14 protein-coding genes and 2 riboswitches are annotated in these 18,576 nt (G+C 75.1%); of the genes, 9 read left to right on the plus strand and 5 right to left on the minus strand.

Annotated features, from left to right (window positions below; all coding sequences use genetic code 11):
• Positions 1–69: 69 nt before the first annotated feature.
• The 6 genes from AB0O28_RS09775 (at position 70) to AB0O28_RS09800 (ending at position 7,971) form a co-directional block, all read left to right on the plus strand.
• Positions 70–1,608, plus strand: a complete 1,539-nt coding sequence (locus AB0O28_RS09775) for a serine/threonine-protein kinase (RefSeq protein ID WP_363638222.1) — start codon at positions 70–72, stop codon at positions 1,606–1,608.
• A 62-nt stretch (positions 1,609–1,670) separates the two neighbouring features.
• A riboswitch (cobalamin riboswitch) is annotated at positions 1,671–1,795 on the plus strand.
• A gap of 52 nt (positions 1,796–1,847) precedes the next feature.
• The gene (locus AB0O28_RS09780) at positions 1,848–3,371 is read left to right on the plus strand and encodes a cobyric acid synthase (RefSeq protein ID WP_363638224.1); all 1,524 of its coding nucleotides are present in this window, start codon (positions 1,848–1,850) and stop codon (positions 3,369–3,371) included.
• Complete coding sequence (locus AB0O28_RS09785) at positions 3,365–3,952, plus strand: histidine phosphatase family protein (protein WP_363638226.1); 588 nt, start codon at positions 3,365–3,367, stop codon at positions 3,950–3,952. Before AB0O28_RS09780 ends, AB0O28_RS09785 begins: the two co-directional genes overlap by 7 nt.
• Positions 3,949–6,024 carry a VWA domain-containing protein gene (locus AB0O28_RS09790; protein ID WP_363638228.1) on the plus strand — a complete coding sequence of 692 codons (2,076 nt, stop codon included), beginning with the start codon at positions 3,949–3,951 and terminating at the stop codon, positions 6,022–6,024. The genes AB0O28_RS09785 and AB0O28_RS09790 overlap by 4 nt, the downstream gene beginning before the upstream one ends.
• A gap of 1 nt (position 6,025) precedes the next feature.
• Positions 6,026–6,628: a cob(I)yrinic acid a,c-diamide adenosyltransferase gene (gene cobO, locus AB0O28_RS09795; RefSeq protein WP_363638230.1), complete on the plus strand. Its 603-nt coding sequence runs from the start codon at positions 6,026–6,028 to the stop codon at positions 6,626–6,628.
• Positions 6,625–7,971 carry a cobyrinate a,c-diamide synthase gene (locus AB0O28_RS09800; RefSeq protein ID WP_363638232.1) on the plus strand — a complete coding sequence of 449 codons (1,347 nt, stop codon included), beginning with the start codon at positions 6,625–6,627 and terminating at the stop codon, positions 7,969–7,971. Before cobO ends, AB0O28_RS09800 begins: the two co-directional genes overlap by 4 nt.
• Here the strand turns inward: AB0O28_RS09800 and cobN are convergent.
• Positions 7,929–11,516: a cobaltochelatase subunit CobN gene (gene cobN / locus AB0O28_RS09805; protein WP_363638234.1), complete on the minus strand. Its 3,588-nt coding sequence runs from the start codon at positions 11,514–11,516 to the stop codon at positions 7,929–7,931. The genes AB0O28_RS09800 and cobN overlap by 43 nt on opposite strands.
• 53 nt (positions 11,517–11,569) lie before the next feature.
• Positions 11,570–11,692: riboswitch (cobalamin riboswitch) on the minus strand.
• 72 nt (positions 11,693–11,764) lie between these two features.
• On the opposite strand from cobN, the gene cobG reads away from it, so the two are divergent.
• From cobG to AB0O28_RS09820, 3 genes are read left to right on the plus strand one after another with little or no spacing between them, the layout of a single operon-like run.
• On the plus strand, positions 11,765–12,937 hold the full coding sequence (gene cobG / locus AB0O28_RS09810; RefSeq protein ID WP_363638236.1) for a precorrin-3B synthase: 1,173 nt from the start codon (positions 11,765–11,767) through the stop codon (positions 12,935–12,937).
• A 30-nt stretch (positions 12,938–12,967) separates the two neighbouring features.
• On the plus strand, positions 12,968–13,594 hold the full coding sequence (locus AB0O28_RS09815) for a precorrin-8X methylmutase (protein ID WP_363638238.1): 627 nt from the start codon (positions 12,968–12,970) through the stop codon (positions 13,592–13,594).
• A gap of 6 nt (positions 13,595–13,600) precedes the next feature.
• Positions 13,601–15,097, plus strand: a complete 1,497-nt coding sequence (locus AB0O28_RS09820; RefSeq protein WP_363638240.1) for a precorrin-2 C(20)-methyltransferase — start codon at positions 13,601–13,603, stop codon at positions 15,095–15,097.
• On the opposite strand, the gene AB0O28_RS09825 is transcribed toward AB0O28_RS09820, so the two are convergent.
• From AB0O28_RS09825 to cobF, 4 genes are read right to left on the minus strand one after another with little or no spacing between them, the layout of a single operon-like run.
• Positions 15,085–15,849, minus strand: coding sequence for a cobalt-precorrin-6A reductase (locus AB0O28_RS09825; RefSeq protein ID WP_363638242.1), 765 nt, complete (start codon positions 15,847–15,849; stop codon positions 15,085–15,087). The genes AB0O28_RS09820 and AB0O28_RS09825 overlap by 13 nt on opposite strands.
• Positions 15,837–16,589: a precorrin-4 C(11)-methyltransferase gene (gene cobM / locus AB0O28_RS09830; RefSeq protein ID WP_363638244.1), complete on the minus strand. Its 753-nt coding sequence runs from the start codon at positions 16,587–16,589 to the stop codon at positions 15,837–15,839. Before cobM ends, AB0O28_RS09825 begins: the two co-directional genes overlap by 13 nt.
• Positions 16,586–17,821: a precorrin-6y C5,15-methyltransferase (decarboxylating) subunit CbiE gene (cbiE, locus tag AB0O28_RS09835; protein WP_363638246.1), complete on the minus strand. Its 1,236-nt coding sequence runs from the start codon at positions 17,819–17,821 to the stop codon at positions 16,586–16,588. The genes cobM and cbiE overlap by 4 nt, the downstream gene beginning before the upstream one ends.
• Positions 17,818–18,576, minus strand: a complete 759-nt coding sequence (cobF, locus tag AB0O28_RS09840; RefSeq protein WP_363638248.1) for a precorrin-6A synthase (deacetylating) — start codon at positions 18,574–18,576, stop codon at positions 17,818–17,820. The genes cbiE and cobF overlap by 4 nt, the downstream gene beginning before the upstream one ends.

Here is an 18,576-nt window from a genome sequence, read left to right on the forward strand (position 1 = left end):
AAGCATGATCGGGAAGTGCCAGCGTTCCGTTCATTTAGGGTGAGGGGAAAACGGGCCGAGGAGGGCTGCATGCCTGCGGTGGAGCCGTTGCTGCCCGGAGATCCGGCCGAGATCGGCGGCTGCCGGCTGGAGGGCCGCCTCGGTGCGGGCGGCCAGGGGGTGGTCTACCTCGGCCGTACGGCCGAGGGCGCGCCGGTGGCGGTCAAGCTGCTGCACGAGCCGGCGCACGGGGGCCGGCCGGGTGACGAGGACGCCCGCCGCCGCTTCGCGCGGGAGATCGCCGCCGCGCGGCGGGTCGCGCCGTTCTGCGTGGCCCGGGTGCTCGGCTTCGACCTGGACGGCCCGCGGCCCTACGTCGTGAGCGAGTACGTGGAGGGCCCCACGCTGCAGCGGGCGGGACGGCGGTCCGGGCCCGCCCTGCACCGGCTGGCCGTCGCGACCGCGACCGCACTCGCCGCCGTGCACCAGGCCGGGATCGTCCACCGCGACTTCAAGCCCGCCAACGTGCTGCTGGGGCCCGACGGTCCGAGGGTCGTCGACTTCGGGGTCGCACGCCGTCTCGACGCGACCACGACGACCGGTGGCGCCCTCGGCACGCCCGCCTACATGGCGCCCGAGCAGATCGCCGGCGAGCCGCCCGCGCCCGCCTGGGACGTGTTCGCGTGGGGCGGCGTGATGGTGTTCGCCGCCACCGGCAGGCCGCCGTTCGGCGGCGACGCGCTGCCCGCCGTGCTGAACCGCGTGCTCACCCAGGAGCCCGACCTCGGCGACCTGGAGGAGCCGTTGCGCTCCATCGTCGCGCTGGCCCTGCGCAAGGACCCCGCACAGCGCCCGGGCATCCTCGACATCACGATGCGGCTGCTCGCCGCGGCGCCGGAGGGGACCGCCGGGGACGTTCCGGGCCTGCTCGCCGCCGCGGGGCGTCCCGTTTCTCCGGAACAGGACACCGTGCCCTCACGGCGGGGCTCCGGCCGCCGCCGTGGGCTGCTCGCGGGGGCGGCGGTCACGCTCGCGGCCGCGACGACGGGGGCCGTGCTGCTGTCCGTGCTCCCGTCCGGAGGCGTCGCCGGCGGTGACGGCGACCGTGACGGCGGCCGTGACGGCGACGGTGTCGCGCGGCACATTGCGGCCGCCGTCACTCCGGCCCCCTCGCCCGCCACCTCACTCACGGGGACACTCGCGGGGACACCCACGCGGACGCCGGCTCCGGCGCCGAGTCCGACGTTCGGTTCGGGGCCCGGTCCGGCGCCCACCGCGCGCGTGCCCCTGCGCTTCACGGCACGCTTCGCGGGCGTGTGGCGCGGCAGGGTGGACTACGAGCCCGGCGCGTACGACACGCTCGTGCTGACCGTGCCGAAGGGCGGCGACACCGTCACCGAGCAGTTCGTCGACTACCGGTGCGTAGGCAGGTCCAGACTCCAGGTGGTCAGCGGGACCACTGTGCGCCTGAAGCGGGTGTCGATGCGGGGCAACTGCGTGCGCAACGGCACGATCTACCTCACCGTCCACGACAACGGGACGATGACCTTCGACTACAACGGGCACGGCGAGAACGAGGTCACGAAGAACGAGCCGTTCTACATGATCGCCACGTTGAAACGCACATAGCGGCACACTTGCGGAACGTCCGGCATGAAGGTGTATGTTGACCACCGCAAGCGACGGACGCGGAGGAAGCCGGTGTGAATCCGGCGCGGTCCCGCCACTGTCACCGGGGAGCGACCCTCACCCACGCCACTGCCCCGCACGGGCGGGAAGGCTGAGGGAAAGCGCGGATCCGGGAGCCAGGATACTCCGGCCGTCGGACCTTCTACCGGGGGCGCGGACACCCCCAGGGGGGACATCCCATGGCCGGGGCGCCCGGCGGCGGCCTGCTGGTCGCGGGCACCACCTCCGATGCCGGGAAGAGCGTGCTGGTGGCCGGTCTGTGCCGGTGGCTGGCCCGCCGCGGCGTACGGGTCGCGCCGTTCAAGGCGCAGAACATGTCGCTGAACTCCTACGTCACGGCTGACGGCGCGGAGATCGGGCGGGCCCAGGCCGTGCAGGCGGCCGCCTGCGGGCTGGAGCCGACGGCCGACATGAACCCGATCCTGCTCAAGCCGGGCAGCGACCGCCGTAGCCAGGTCGTCGTGCGCGGACGGCCGGTCGCGGACGTGGACGCGCTGGAATACCGCGCGCATCGCGACGAACTGCGCGCGATCGCCGTGGAGTCGTACCGGCGGCTGGCCGACGAGTTCGACGTGGTGATCTGCGAGGGGGCGGGCTCCCCGGCGGAGATCAACCTCCGGGCGGGGGACATCGCGAACATGGGGCTGGCCAGGGCCGTCGGGCTGCCCGTGATCATCGTGGGCGACATCGACCGCGGCGGCGTCTTCGCGCACCTGTACGGCACGGTCGCCCTGCTCGACGCCGCCGATCAGGCGCATATTTCCGGATTTATCGTGAACAAGTTCCGGGGCGCGCGGGAGCTGCTCGCGCCGGGGCTGGACATGATCGAAGGGCTGACCGGGCGCCGGGTCTACGGGGTCGTGCCGTGGCTCGACGGGCTGTGGATGGACGTCGAGGACTCGCTGTCGCTCGACAACCGGCCGGGAGGAAACACGGGGAACACGGGGAGCGCCGCGGCTGACGGCGCGTTGCGGGTGGCCGTCGTGCGGTATCCACGCATCTCCAACTTCACCGATGTGGACGCGCTGGCCGCCGAGCCGGGGGTCACGGTCGGCTTCGTCACCTCACCCGCCGCCTGCGCCGACGCCGACCTGCTGATCCTGCCGGGTTCGCGGGCCACGGTGGACGATCTGGCCTGGCTGCGCGCGACCGGCATCGCCGACCTCGTCGTCCGCAGGACGGGTCCGGTGCTCGGGATCTGCGGCGGTTACCAGATGCTCGCCCGCACCATCACCGACCACGTGGAGTCCGGCGCCGGCACGGTGCCCGGCCTGGGGCTGCTCCCCGCCGACGTCGCGTTCGCGAGGGAGAAGACCCTCGGGCGGCCGGTCGGCGAGGGCTACGGGCATCCGGTACGCGCGTACGAGATCCATCACGGGGTCGTCACCCACGACGGGGGTGAGCCGTTCCTCGACGGGTGCCGCGCCGGAAACGTGTGGGGCACGACCTGGCACGGCGCGCTGGAGAACGACGGGTTCCGGCGAGCCTTCCTCGGGGAGGTGGCGAGGGCGGCCGGGCGGGAGTTCCGGGGCGATCCGTCGCTGTCGTTCGCGGGGCTGCGGGAGGCGCGGCTGGACGCGCTCGGGGACCTGGTCGAGCGGAACGTCGACACCGGCGGGCTGCTCTCGCTCATCGGAAGCGGACCCACGCCGGGCCTGCGGGCCCTGCCGCCCGGCGCGAACGGCGCGAACGGCCCATGTTGATCATTCGCCAGGCGGGAACGCCCGGCACACGCCGCGCCTGTTTCCCCGCCCCCGAGGACGCCGATCCGTCGGGGCTGGCGCAGGCCGCCGCCCTGCGCCGCACCGATCTGGCCCGCACCGACCCGGCCCTCCCCGATGACGCGGTGGTCTTCGCCGCGCCCTGGCCCGCGGCCGTGGCGACCGCGCGGGCCGCGTCCGGGCGCGAGCCGGTCGTGGCCGGGGCGCTCGCCGAGGCCGATTACGGCACCTGGGCGGGACGGCCGTTCGCGGAGATCGCCGAGACCGAGCCCGAGGGTCTCGGCGCCTGGCTGACCGACCCGGACGCCGCCCCGCACGGCGGGGAGAGCCTTTCCGAGCTGGGCGCGCGGGTGGCCGCGTGGCTGGAGTCGGTGCACGCGGACGCCGCCCGCGTGGTCGCCGTCTGCGACGCCGGGCCCGTCCGGGCCGCGCTCGCGCACGCGCTCGGCCTGCCCGCGACGCGGGCCGCCTTGTTCGACATCGCCCCGCTGTCCCGCACCGAGCTGGCCGCACGGCACGGCGGCTGGCGGATCGCCTACGTCAACAGGAAGGCCGCCCTGTGAACTCCGCCTATCCGTTCAGCGCCGTCGTCGGGCTCGCCGATCTGAAGCTGGCCCTGGTGCTCAACGCGGTCTCGTCCCGGGTCGGCGGCGTTCTCGTCCGCGGCGAGAAGGGAACCGCGAAGTCCACGATCGTACGCGCGCTGGCGGCGCAGTTGCCGCAGGTCGCGGTGGTGGCGGGGTGCCGGTTCCACTGCGACCCCGGGGCGCCGGACCCCGGCTGCCCCGACGGGCCGCACGAGCCGGACGCGGCAGGGGCGCTGCGGGCGGCGTCCCTCGTCGAGCTTCCTGTGGGGGCCTCCGAGGACCGGCTGGTCGGTTCGCTCGATCTGGAACGGGCGCTGACCGAGGGCGTCAAGGCGTTCGAGCCGGGGCTGCTCGCGGCGGCCCATCGCGGCGTGCTCTACGTGGACGAGGTCAACCTCCTGCACGACCACCTCGTGGACCTGCTGCTCGACGCGGCCGCGCTCGGGGTCTGCTACGTCGAGCGGGAGACCGTTTCGATCCGGCATGCCGCGCGGTTCCTGCTCGTGGGGACCATGAACCCGGAGGAGGGCGAACTGCGCCCGCAGTTGCTCGACCGGTTCGGGCTGACCGTGGAGGTGCGCGCGACGCGGGAGCCGGACGAGCGGGCCGAGGTCGTACGGCGGCGCTTCGCGTTCGACGCCGATCCGGAGGGGTTCGCCGCGCGCTGGGCCGCGGAGGAGGCCGCCCTGGCCGCACGGATCGCGCGTGCCCGTGCCGTCCTCGGGTCGGTGCGGCTGCCCGACTCGCGGCTGCGGCAGATCACGGCCGTCTGCGCGGGGTTCGGGGTGGACGGGCTGCGGGCCGATCTCGTCACGGCGCATGCGGCGGTGGCGCACGCCGCCTGGCAGGGCCGGGACGTGGTGACCCGGGAGGACGTCCGGGTGGCGGCCCGGCTGGCACTGCCCCACCGGCGTCGAAGGGATCCGTTCGACGCGCCCGGCCTGGACGAGCGTCTTCTCGACGAGCTCCTCGACCAGACCGAGCCCGCCGCCCCCGAGGACCCCGATGATCCCGACGATCCCGGCGGTCCTGAGGGTCCCGAGAGCCCGGGTCCCGACGACTCCGGCGGGCCCGGCTCCGGCCGGTCCGAGGGCCCTGACGGCTCCGGCGGCCCGGGTGCCGGCAGCGGCGCCCCCAAAGGCACTGCGGGCGTCTCAGAAGGGTCCGGCTCCGTGGGGTCCGGCTCCGTGGGGTCCGGCTCCGAAGAATCGAACTCCGCCGTCGGCTCCGGCGGCCGGGCCCACGACGACGACCGTCCCCAGGACGTGGCCGCGGCCGGTGCTCCGTTCCGCGTGCCCGTTCTCACGGTCGCCGGAGTCGGGGCGGGCGTCGCGGGGCGGCGGTCGAGTGGCCGGGGGCGGCACGGCCGGACGATCGGGACCCGCGTCCCGACCGGCGCCGGCCCCGCCGGCATCGACCTCCCCGCGACCCTCCTCGCCGCCGCCCCGCACCAGCTCCGCCGCGGCAGGCGCGGCCCCGGCCTCGTCCTCACCCGGGACGACTTCCGCGAGCCCGTCCGCGAAGGCCGCGAGGGCAACCTCGTCCTGTTCGTCGTGGACGCCAGCGGCTCCATGGGCGCGCGCAGGCGGATGACGGCCGTCAAGACGGCGGTGCTGAGCCTGCTGCTCGACGCGTACCAGCGCAGGGACAAGGTCGGCCTCGTCGTCTTCCGGGGAGCGGGGGCGACGGTCGCGCTCCCGCCGACCTCGTCGGTCGAAGCGGGCGCGGCCCGCCTCCGCGCGCTCCCGACCGGCGGCCGCACCCCGCTCGCCGAGGGCCTGGCCACCGCCGCCGAGGTGCTCCGCGTGGAGCGGCTGCGCGACCCCGACCGCCGCCCCCTGCTGGTCGTCGTGACCGACGGCCGCGCGACCTCCGGCGGCGACGTGACCCGCGCGGCCGCCGCGCTCGCCGGTGTGACCTCGGTGGTCGTGGACTGCGAGAGCGGCCCGGTCCGCCTGGGCATGGCGCACGCGCTCGCCCTGCGACTCGGCGCGCGCGTGCTTCCGCTGGAGTCGCTCGGTGATCTCGTACGAAGGAAGGCGGGCTGACATGCCGCAGGGCAAGCCGGAGAACGTGCCGGACGACGGCCTGACGACCCGGCAGCGCCGGACGAGGCCGCTGCTCATGGTCCACACGGGCCCGGGGAAGGGCAAGTCGACTGCCGCGTTCGGGATGGCGCTGCGCGCCTGGAACCAGGGCTGGCCGATCGGTGTGTTCCAGTTCGTGAAGTCGGCCAAATGGCGGGTCGGCGAGGAGCGCGCGCTGACCGTGCTGGGCGCGAGTGGCGAGGGCGGCACGGTCGCCTGGCACAAGATGGGCGAGGGCTGGTCGTGGATCCAGCGGCCCGGCACCGAGACCGACCACGCGGCCGACGCGCGCGAGGGCTGGGAGCAGATCAAGCGCGACCTCGCGGCGGAGACCTACCGGTTCTACGTGCTGGACGAGTTCACCTATCCGCTCAAGTGGGGGTGGATCGACCTCGACGACGTGATCTCGGCGCTCGCCGGCCGGCCGGGTTCGCAGCATGTCGTCATCACCGGCCGCGACGCCCCGGCCGGGCTCGTCGAGGCGGCGGACCTCGTCACGGAGATGGGCAAGGTCCGCCACCCCATGGACGCCGGGCAGAAGGGCCAGAAGGGCATCGAGTGGTGACGGGCGTCCCGCGTCTCGTGGTCGCGGCCCCGGCCTCGGGAAGCGGCAAGACGACCGTGGCCACCGGGCTGATGGCGGCGCTGGCGGCGCGCGGGCTGCGCGTCGCGCCGTTCAAGGTGGGCCCCGACTACATCGACCCCGGCTATCACACGCTGGCCGCCGGGCGGCCCGGCCGCAACCTCGATCCCTGGCTGACCGGCGAAGATCGGGTGACGCCGCTGTTCCTGCACGGTTCGACGGGCTGTGACATCGCGGTCGTCGAGGGCGTGATGGGGCTGTTCGACGGGCGTGGCGAGGGCGACTTCGCCTCGACCGCGCACGTGGCGCGGCTGCTCGGCGCGCCCGTGGTGCTCGTGGTCGACGCCGGCAAGCAGAGCAGGTCGGTGGCGGCGCTGGTGCACGGGTTCGCGACGTTCGACTCGCGGGTGCGGGTGGCGGGCGTGGTGCTGAACCGTCTCGGCTCGGCGCGCCACGAGGAGCTGTGCCGGGCCGCGCTGGAGGAGACCGGGGTCCCGGTGCTGGGGGCGGTCCACCGCGACGACGCCGTGATGACGCCGTCGCGGCACCTCGGGCTGGTCCCGGCGGCCGAGCGGCTGCCCGCCGCCGTGTCGGCGGTGGACCGGCTCGGCGCGCTCGTGGCGGGCTCGTGCGACCTGGACGGTCTCGTACGGCTCGCCGCGACGGCGTCCCCGCTCACCGGACAACCGTGGGACCCGTCGGACGGACACGAGCCGGGCGAACGGCGGGTGGTCGCGGTCGCGGGTGGCGCGGCGTTCACGTTCGGCTACGCCGAGCACGTCGAGATGCTGGCCGCCACCGGGGCCGAGGTCGCGGTGTTCGATCCGGTACGCGACGAGTCCCTGCCCGAGGGCGCGTCCGCGCTGGTCGTGGGCGGCGGTTTCCCCGAGGTGTACGCGGCGGAGCTGTCGGCCAACGAGCGGCTGCGCGCCGAGGTGGCGGCCTTCCCCGGCGCGGTGGCGGCCGAGTGCGCGGGGCTGCTCTATCTGTGCGAGGAGCTGGACGGCCGTCCGATGTGCGGCCGGGTGCCGGGCGTGGGGCGGATGACCGACCGTCTGACGCTGGGCTACCGCGACGCCGTGGCCGTACGCGACACGCTGCTGACCCGGCAGGGCGAGCGGCTGCGCGGCCACGAGTTCCACCGGACCACGATCACCCGCGGCGGGGAGCCCGTCTTCCGGTGGCGGGGCGGGGCCGACGGGGCCGGCGACGCCCGGCTCACCGCGTCCTATCTGCACCTGCACTGGGCGGGCGCGCCGCATCTCGCCCGGCGGCTGCTGGCCTACGCCGAGCCCTCCTCGAGGTCGCCCTCGATCGCGAGGTAGGCCTCGCGCAGCCCGGCGAGCACATCGGGGTCGGGGTGCTCCCACATGCGCCGCTCGGCGGCCTCGAGCAGGCGCTGCGCGATGCCGTGCAGCGCCCACGGGTTGGATTTGGCCATGAAGTCGCGGTTGACCGGGTCGAGCACGTATGTCGAGGCGAGCGTGTCGTACATCCAGTCGGCGACGACGCCGGTGGTGGCGTCGTAGCCGAACAGGTAGTCCACGGTCGCGGCCAGCTCGAACGCGCCCTTGTAGCCGTGGCGGCGCATCGCGGCGAGCCAGTTGGGGTTGACGACCCGGGCGCGGAAGATCCGCGAGGTCTCCTCCGACAGGGTCCGGGTGCGGACGGCGTCGGGACGGGTGCTGTCGCCCACGTACGCGGCGGGCGCGCGACCCGTCAACGCGCGGACGGTCGCGATCATGCCGCCGTGGTACTGGAAGTAGTCGTCGGAGTCGGCGATGTCGTGTTCGCGGGTGTCCACGTTCTTGGCGGCGACGGCGATGCGGCGGTAGGCGTTCTCCATGTCCTCGCGGGCGGGCGCGCCGTCGAGGTCGCGGCCGTAGGCGTAGCCGCCCCAGACGGCGTACACCTCGGCGAGGTCGGCGTCGTCGCGCCAGTTGCCGCTATCGATGAGCGGCAGCAGGCCCGCGCCGTACGCGCCCGGACGCGACCCGAACACGCGCAGCGTCGCACGCCTGTCGTCGCCGTGCGCGGCCCGGTCGGCGTCGACGTGGGCGCGCACGTAGTTGTCCTCGGGGCTCTCGCCGAGCCCCGCGACGAGCCGGACGGCGTCGTCGAGCATCGCCACCACGTGCGGGAAGGCGTCCCTGAAGAACCCGCTGATGCGCACCGTCACGTCCACGCGCGGGCGGCCCAGCTCGCTCAGCGGCACCGGTTCGAGCGTGGTGACGCGCCGCGACGCCTCGTCCCAGACCGGCCGCACGCCGAGCAGCGCGAGCACCTCGGCGATGTCGTCACCGGCGGTGCGCATGGCGCTGGTCCCCCACACCGACAGCCCGACCGAGCGCGGCCACTCGCCGGTCTCCGCGCGGTAGCGGGCCAGCAGGGAGTCGGCCATGGCCTGCCCGGTCTCCCAGGCGAGGCGGCTCGGCACGGCGCGCGGGTCGACGGAGTAGAAGTTGCGGCCGGTCGGCAGCACGTTGATCAGCCCGCGCAGCGGCGACCCGGACGGCCCGGCGGGCACGTAGCCCCCGGCGAGCGCGTGCAGCACGTGGTCGAGCTCGTCGGTGGTCCGCGCGAGCCGCGGCACCACCTCGGTCGCCGCGAACGTCAGCACCCGCGCGACCGCCGGGTCGTCGGTGACGCCGGCGACGGCCGCAGGGTCCCAGCCGCGTTCCTCCATGGCGGTGACGAGCGCGCGGGCCTCGGCCTCGACGCGGTCCACGACGCCGGTCGCGGCGCTGCCGTCCTCGGCCAGGCCGAGTGCCTCGCGCAGGCCGGGCAGGGTCTCGCGGCCGGCCCACATCTGGCGGGCGCGCAGCATGGCCAGCACGAGGTTGACGCGGGCCTCGCCGGTCGGGGCCGCACCGAGGACGTGCAGGCCGTCGCGGATCTGGGCGTCCTTGACCTCGCAGAGCCAGCCGTCCACGTGCAGGATGAACTCGTCGAACTCGGCGTCGTGCGGCCGCTCGCTCAGGCCGAGGTCGTGGTCGAGGCGGGCGGCCTGGATGAGGGTCCAGATCTGGGCGCGGATCGCGGGCAGCTTCGCCGGGTCCATCGCCGCGATCGTCGCGTGCTCGTCGAGGAGCTGCTCAAGGCGGGCGATGTCGCCGTAGGTCTCGGCCCTGGCCATCGGCGGCACCAGGTGGTCCACGAGCACGGCGTGCGCCCGGCGCTTGGCCTGGGTGCCCTCGCCGGGGTCGTTCACCAGGAACGGGTAGACGAGCGGGAGGTCGCCGATCGCCGCGTCGGTGGCGCAGGACGCCGACAGGCCCGCCGACTTGCCGGGCAGCCACTCCAGGTTGCCGTGCTTGCCGACGTGCACCATGGCGTGCGCGCCCCACTCGGCCGACAGCCACCGGTAGGCCGCCAGGTAGTGGTGGCTGGGCGGCAGGTCGGGGTCGTGGTAGATCGCGATGGGGTTCTCCCCGAAGCCGCGCGGGGGCTGCACCATCACCACGACGTTCCCGCTGCGCAGCGCCGCGAGCACGATGTCGCCGTCGTGGACGAACAGCTCGCCGGGCGGGGCGCCCCAGTGGCGTTCCACGCCGGCGCGCAGGTCCTCGGGCAGGGTGTCGTACCAGGCGCGGTAGGTCTCGGCGGGGATCCGCACGGGGTTGGCCGCGAGCTGCTCCTCGGTGAGCCAGTCCTGGTCCTGGCCGCCCGCGGCGATGAGCGCGTGGATCAGGGCGTCGCCGTCCTGCTCCGCCTGCCCGGGGAAGCCGTCGCCGAGGTCGTAGCCCTCCTCGGCCAGGCGGGCCAGCAGCCCGACCGTGCTGGCCGGGGTGTCCAGGCCGACGGCGTTGCCGACCCGCGAGTTCTTCGTCGGGTACGCCGACAGCATCACGACGAGCTTCTTGTCCTGCGGGGGCACGTGCCGCAGCAGGCCGTGCCGGACGGCGATGCCCGCGACCCGGGCCGCGCGCTCGGGGTCGGCGACGTAGACCGTCAGGCCGTCGTCGTCGATCTCCTTGAACGAGAACGGCACCGTGATGATCCGCCCGTCGAACTCCGGGATCGCGACCTGCGAGGCGGCGTCCAGCGGGGACAGCCCGTCGTCGTTGTCCTCCCACTCGGCGCGGCCGGTCGTCAGGCACAGGCCCTGCAGGATGGGCACGTCGAGGCCGGCGAGCGCGCCGACGTCCCAGGCCGCGTCGTCCCCGCCCGCCGACGCGGTCGCGGGCCGCGAACCGCCCGCCGCGAGCACGGTCACGACGAGGGCGTCCGCGCGGCGCAGCACGTCGAGCAGCTCGGGCTCGGCGGTGCGCAGCGAGGAGCAGAAGACCGGCAGCGCCCGGCCGCCCGCGTCCTCGACCGCGTCGCACAGCGCGGTGACGAAGCCCGTGTTGCCCGCCATGTGGTGCGCCCGGTAGTAGAGCACGCCGATCACCGGGCCGTCGCCGGGCCGGGCGTCGCGTTCGAGCACGCCCCAGGTCGGCGTGGCGGCCGGGGCCGCGAAGCCGCGGCCGGTCAGCAGGACCGTGTCCGACAGGAACGCGTGCAGTTCGGCGAGGTTCGCGGGGCCGCCGTGCGCGAGATAGGCGTGCGCCTCGGCGCACACGCCGCCGCTCACCCCGCCGCTCACCGTGGACAGCTCCATCAGCTCGGCGTCCGGGGCCTGCTCGCCGCCGAGGACGACCACCGGGCGCGGGCCCGCGAGCAGGGCGTCCAGCCCGTCCTCCCAGGCGCGCCGCCCGCCGAGCAGCCGGACGACCACAAGGCCGGCCCCCTCGACCAGCGCGGGCAGGTCGTCCACGGCGAGCCGGGCCGGGTTCCCCAGCCGGAACGCCGCCCCGCTGGCGCGCGCGCTCAGCAGATCGGTGTCCGACGTGGACAACAGCACGATGAGTGGCTGGTCCGTGCGCATGGCAGGGTCCTCCCTCGGGGTCCTCGCCCCGGGTCGTGGCGGCACGACGGCAGGAGTCTCCTGGCTCCCGGATCGACGCTCACCCCGGCCTTCCCGTCTTGCGACAGTGGCCGTGTGGTGGGGTTCGCTCCCCGGTCACAGTGGCGGGACCGCGCCGGATTCACACCGGCTTCCTCCGCTTGCCATCGTTCATCGCCGACCTTACGGGACGGAGGCCCTATCGAAAAACTGGCGTTAGCATCCTGCCTGTGGTCATAGGTGGCTTTTCCGGACGCGCGGCTCGGGACGCCTGCCCCGGCGCGCTCCAGGTGCACGTCGCCGCGGACGGGGCGCTGGCCCGCGTCCGCGTGCCCGGCGGCGCCCTGACCACCGACGCGCTGCGCGAGCTGGCCGCCTGCGCCGGGGAGCTGGGCAACGGGGTCATCGAGCTCACGTCACGCGCCAACGTCCAGGTGCGAGGGCTGGCGGACCCGGCGGCGTTCGCCGCGCGGATGGCCGCCGCCGGGCTGCTGCCGTCGGCGACCCACGAACGCGTGCGCAACATCGTCGCCTCGCCCCTCAGCGGCCGGTCGGCCACGGGCGTCCTCGACGTCCGGCCGTTGGTGACGGCGCTGGACGCGGACCTGTGCGGGCGTCCGGCGCTGGCCGGCCTGCCCGGCCGGTTCCTGTTCGCGCTCGACGACGGCACCCGCGACGTCCTCGGGCTCGGCGCGGACGTGACGCTCGCCGCGCGGCCCGGCCGTCCTGTCGACCACCTGGGCGGCGATCTGACGCTCCTGCTCGCGGGCGAGCCGGTCAGATCGGTGACCGCCGGCGACGCCGTCGCCGTCGCCCTCGCCGCCGCCGAGGCGTTCCAGTCGGTACGCGGGGACGCCTGGCGCGTGGCCGAGCTCCCCGGCGGCCCCGCGACGATCGCCGCCCGCCTTCCCGGCGCCGCGCCCGTGGCCGTGCCCGTGACCGTGGCGGCCGCCGAGCCGCGTAAGGGCGGGGTGTTTCCCCAGGCGGACGGGCGGGTCGCGGTCGACGTGATCGTGCCGCTCGGCAGGCTCACCCCCGCACAAGCGGACCTTCTCGCCGGCCTGACCCCCGCCGAGGTGCGGCTGACGCCGTGGCGTACGGTCGTGCTGCCCGACCTGGCGCCCGGGACGGTCGGGCCGGTGGCCGATTCGCTCGTCGAGGCGGGGCTGGTGATCGACCCGGCCTCGCCGTACGCCAGACTGTCGGCCTGCACCGGGCGGCCCGGTTGCGCGAAGGCGCTGGCCGACGTACGGGCGGACGCGGCGCGCTGGGCGGAGACCGGCACGCCCGAGCTGCCGGACGGGCCGATCCACTGGGCGGGCTGCGAACGTCGTTGCGGGCGCCCGCGCGGGCGGGTCACCGACGTGGTCGCCACGCCCGGCGGCTACCGCGTGAGCCACTGAACGAACACCATCGAACGAACAGGGGTGTCCGTGCCCGAGCACGACTACGTCCGCGACGGAGCGGAGATCTACCGGCGGTCGTTCGCGACCATCAGGGCCGAGGCCGACCTGACGGGCCTGCCCGGCGACCTGGCCAGGGTCGCGGTCCGCATGATCCACGCCTGCGGCATGACCGACCTGGTCGCCGACCTCGGCTACTCCCCCGGCGTGGTCGCGAAGGCGCGCGCCGCGCTGCTGGCGGGCGCGCCCGTACTGTGCGACGCGCAGATGGTCGCCTCCGGCGTCACCAGGAAACGCCTGCCGGCCGGCAACGAGATCGTCTGCACGCTCGGCGACCCCCGCGTGCCCGCCCTCGCCGAGCGGCTCGGCACCACGCGTAGCGCCGCCGCCCTCGACCTGTGGCTCGACCGGCTCGACGGCGCGGTCGTGGCCGTCGGCAACGCACCGACCGCGCTGTTCCGGCTGCTCGAGCTGGTCGCGGAGGGCGCGGGACGGCCCGCCGCCGTGCTGGGCATTCCGGTCGGCTTCATCGGCGCGGCCGAGTCCAAGCGCGCCCTCGCGGCGTCCGGCCTGGAGTTTCTGGTTGTCCACGGCCGCCGGGGCGGCAGTGCCATGACGGCGGCGGCGATCAACGCCATCGCCAGCGAGCAGGAGTGACGTGACGTGACAGGTACCCTCTACGGCGTCGGCCTCGGCCCCGGCGATCCCGAACTGATGACGGTGAAGGCCGCCCGCCTGATCGGCGCGGCCGACGTGATCGCCTACCACGCCGCCCGGCACGGCCGCAGCATCGCGCGCTCCATCGCCGCCCACCACATGCGCGACGGCCAGATCGAGGAGCTGCTCCAGTATCCCCTGACGACCGAGACGACCGACCACCCCGGCGGCTACCAGGGCGCGCTCGACGACTTCTACGCCGACTGCGCGGCCCGCCTGGCCGCCCACCTGGACGCCGGGCGCGACGTCGTCGTCCTGTGCGAGGGCGACCCGCTCTTCTACGGCTCCTACATGCACATGCACAAGCGGCTGGCGCAGCGCTACCCGGCCGAGGTCGTCCCCGGCGTGACGTCGATCGCGGGCGCGTCGGCCGTGCTCGGCCGCCCGCTGGTCGAACGCGACGAGACGCTGACGGTCCTGCCCGGAACCCTGCCCGCCGGCGTGCTGGCCGAGAAGCTTCGCGGCACGGACTCCGCCGCGGTGCTCAAGCTGGGCCGCACGTTCGAGAAGGTGCGCGACGCCCTCGCCGAGGCCGGCCGTCTCGACGAGGCCTGGTACGTCGAACGCGCCACCACCGACGCCCAGCGCGTCGCCCCCCTGAAGGATGTGGACCCCGGCCAGGTGCCGTACTTCTCGCTGGCGCTGATCCCGAGCCCGGCCCAGCTCACATTCGTACCGGAGACCACGGGACGCACCGGTTCGGGCGAGGTCGCGGTCGTCGGCCTCGGCCCCGCAGGACGGCCCTGGCTGACCCCCGAGGCGCAGGAGGTCATCGCCGGGGCCACCGACCTGGTCGGATACGGCCCCTACGTGGACCGCGTCGCGCCCAACCCGCGCCAGACCCGGCACCGCACCGACAACCGCGTCGAGGCGGAACGGGCGCGTCACGCGCTCGACCTCGCCCTCGCCGGGGCGCGGGTGGCGGTCGTGTCGTCGGGCGACCCTGGCGTGTTCGCGATGGCCAGCGCGGTGCTGGAGGCCGCGGCCGACCCGCGTTACGCCGACGTCCCGGTGCGGGTGGTGCCCGGCCTGACCGCCGCGCAGGCCGTGGCGAGCCGGGCAGGCGCGCCGCTCGGCCACGACTACTGCGTGCTGTCGCTGTCGGACCAGCTCAAGCCGTGGGAGGTGGTCGCGGGCCGGATCTCCGCGGCGGCCCGCGCCGACCTGGTGCTCGCGATCTACAACCCGGCGTCGAAGACCCGCACCTGGCAGGTCGCCGCGGCCCGTGACCTGCTGCTCGAACACCGCGACCCGGCCACGCCCGTGGTCGTCGGCCGCGACGTCGGCGGCGCGCGGGAGTCGGTCACGGTCACCACGCTCGGCGACCTCGACCCGGCCGCGATCGACATGCGCTGCCTGCTGATCATCGGCTCGTCCACCACCCGCGTCGTCGAACGCGCCGGCCGGACGACCGTTTACACCCCGCGCCGCTATCCCGTGTGATTTTCCATGTGATTCTCCGTGTGATCGCGAACCCAGGCGACGGCGTCGGCGACGTCCGTCACCTGGGTGACACCGCCGGGCGCCGGGGGCCGGTCCACCATGACGACCGGCAGCCCGAGCTCGCGTGCCGCGACCAGCTTGGCGCGGGTCAGCTCCCCGCCGCTGTCCTTGGTGACCAGCACGTCGAGCCGGTGCTCGCCGATCAGGGCGCGCTCCCCCGCCACCGTGTAGGGCCCCCGGTCGAGGATCACGTGGACGTTCGCGGGCACCGGCGGCTCCGGCGGGTCCACCGACCTGGCCAGGAACCACAGCCCGGTCAGCGGCGCGAAGACCGGCAGGCTGCGGCGGCCCGTGGTGAGGAACACCCGGCCGCCGAGACCGGGCAGCGCGTCCGCCGCGGCCTCCAGTGACGGCACCCGCAGCCACGCGTCCCCCGGCCCCTCCGACCAGCCCGGACGCCGCAGGCCGAGCAGCGGCACACCGGTCGCCGCGCACGCTCGCGCCGCCGATTCGCTCATCGTCCGCGCGAACGGATGCGTGGCGTCCACCACCGCGCCCGGGCCGTGCCCGGCGATCCACCGGGTGAGCCCCTCATGGCCGCCGAAGCCGCCCGAGACGACCTCGCCCACCGGCAGCCGGGGATCGGCTACCCGCCCGGCCAGCGACGACACCACCCGGAGACCGGGCAGGGCGGCCAGTTCGGCCGCCAGCGCCCGCGCCTCCGCGGTGCCGCCGAGGATCAGGACGAGCACGCCCGGTCCCGCTCGGCCGAGTAGAGGTGGCTGTCGCGGAAATCGTGCGCCGCCAGCGCCCGGCCCACCACGATGACGGCGGTCCGCTTGATCCCCGCCGCGATCACTCGATCGGCGATGTCGTCCAGGGTGCCCCTGATGATCTCCTCGTCGTCCCGGCTGGCCCGCGCGACGACCGCCACCGGGCAGTCCGCCCCGTACGCGGGCAGCAGCTCGGCCACGACGGCGCCGATCCGCTGCACGGCCAGGTGCAGCACCATCGTGGCGCGGCTGGCCGACAGCGTCGCGAGGTCCTCACCGGGCGGCATCCGGGTGGCGCGCGCCGACGTCCTGGTCAAGATGATGGTCTGGCTCACCTCGGGCACCGTCAGCTCCCGCCCCAGCGCCGCGGCTGCGGCCGCGAAGGCGGGCACTCCGGGGATCACCTCGTACGGCACGCCGTGCGCGTCGAGCCTGCGCATCTGCTCGGCGACCGCGCTGAACAGCGAGGGATCGCCCGAGTGCAGCCGGGCCACGTCGAGCCCGGCGGCGTGCGCCGCCGTCATCTCGGCGATGATCTCGTCCAGGGTGAGGTCGGCGGTGTCGACGAGCCGCGCGCCGGGCGGGCAGTCGGCGAGCAGGTCGCGTGGCACGAGCGACCCCGCGTACAGGCACACCGGGGCCGCCTGCAGGGCGCGCAGCCCGCGCACCGTGATGAGGTCGGCCGCGCCGGGCCCCGCACCGATGAATCGAACCGTCACTGCTCGCGCTCCTTCCGCGCCGTCCAAATGGTCACCGGCATCAGGGGACGCCACCCGGTGAAGCCGCCCACCGGCGAGGCGCGCTGCACCGACAACCGCACGAGGTCGCCGCCGAGCCGCGCGTGCCACGTGGCGAGGACCGCCTCCGACTCCACGGTGACGGCGTTCGCGACCAGCCTCCCGCCCGGGGCGAGGGCGTCCCAGCAGGTCTCGACCACGCCGGCCCTCGTCACGCCGCCGCCCACGAAGACGGCCGCCGGGGCCGGCAACCCGTGGAGCGCGTCCGGCGCGGCGCCGGTGACGACCCGCAGGCGCGGCACGCCCAGCGCGTCGGCGTTGCGCCTGACGCGGTCCGCCCGCACGGGGTCGCGCTCGACGGCGACGGCCCGGCACGAGGGGTGGGCGCGCAGCCACTCGACGGCCACGCTCCCCGAACCCGCCCCCACGTCCCACAGCAGTTCGCCCGGCAGGGGCGCCAGCTTGGCCAGGGTGACCGCGCGCACCTCCTGCTTGGTCAGCTGCCCGTCCGACTCGTACGCGTCGTCCGGAAGCCCGCAAGCCCTCCCCAGTGGCACGGTGTCAGGGACGTCGGCACAGGTCACGGCCACGATGTTCAGGGCCGGCATCGGCTCGGCGCCCGGCCGGCCGGCGCCCGTCCAGTCGGCGGCCGTGCCGTCATGGCGCGACTCGGTCGCCGCGCCGAGATCGCCGAGGACGGTCACGCGGCTCGCCCCGTATCCCCGCTCGGTCAGCAGGGCGGCGACCCGCGCGGGCGTGCCCGCGTCCGCGCTGAGGACGAGGACGCGGCGGCCCGGCGCGAGCGCGGCGGTCAGCGTGGCGAGCGGACGCCCGACCAGGCTGACGGTCTCGACGCCCTCTGCAGGCCAGCCGAGCCGCGCGCAGGCCAGCGTCACCGACGACACGTGCGGCAGCACGCGCAGCCGCTCGGGCCCGAGCAGCCGGGCCAGCGTCGCGCCGATCCCGAAGAACATGGGATCGCCGCTCGCCAGCACCACGACCGCGCGTCCCGCGTGCGCGTCGAACAGCCCCGGCAACCCCGCGACCAGCGGCGACGGGTACGGCACCCGCTCGGGGGCCACCGACGCGGGCAACAGCGCGAGCTGCCTGGCCGACCCGACCACGACGTCCGCGGCGGTCAGCTCGGCGCGCGCGGCGTCGGTGAGGCCGGCCCAGCCGTCCGCGCCGATCCCGACGACCGACACCGGCCTCATCGAGCGGGTTTCCTGAGCAGGTAGGTGTCCATGACCCAGCCGTGCGCCGCGCGCGCCTCCGCCCTGCGCCGCCGGATCTCGCCGGCGACCTCGCGCACCGGCCCGGCCAGGAGGATCTCGTCCTCGGTCCCGACGTAGGCGCCCCAGTAGACGTCCGCGTCGGCGGCCTGCGGCAGGTCGGCGAACGCGCATCCCGCGTCGAGCATCACCACGATGTCGTCGGCGGCCTCGACGTCGGCGGGCAGGCGGCGGCCGGTCGTGATGTGCAGGGGCCTCGCGACCCTGGTCAGGCTGACGCGGTGCCGCGCGGCCAGCGCCGACACGCTGCTGATCCCCGGGATCACCTCGTAGTCGAACGGCTCTCCGCCCCTGGCCAGGACGTCCTCGACGATGGCGATCGTGCTGTCGTAGAGGGCGGGATCGCCCCAGACGAGGAACGCGCCCACGCCGTCCTCGGGCACCTCGTCGGCGATGAGCCGCGCGTAGACCTCCGCCCGGCGGGCCCGCCAGTCGGCCACCGCCTCCACGTAGGCGCCGCTCGTCCGGTCGCGTTCCGGGTCGCGTGCCTCCACCACCCGATACGGCTCCCGCGCGTGGGCCGCGATCAGCTCGCGCCGCAGCCGCACCAAGCCGTCCTTCTCCGCACCCTTGTCGAGCAGGAAGAACACGTCCGCCGAGGCGATCGCCGCGGCGGCCTGGAAGGTGAGGTGGGCTGGGTCCCCGGCGCCGATGCCGATGATGAGGACGCGCTTCAT

It is taken from the genome of Microbispora sp. NPDC088329 (assembly GCF_040685655.1).
Classification (GTDB): domain Bacteria; phylum Actinomycetota; class Actinomycetes; order Streptosporangiales; family Streptosporangiaceae; genus Microbispora.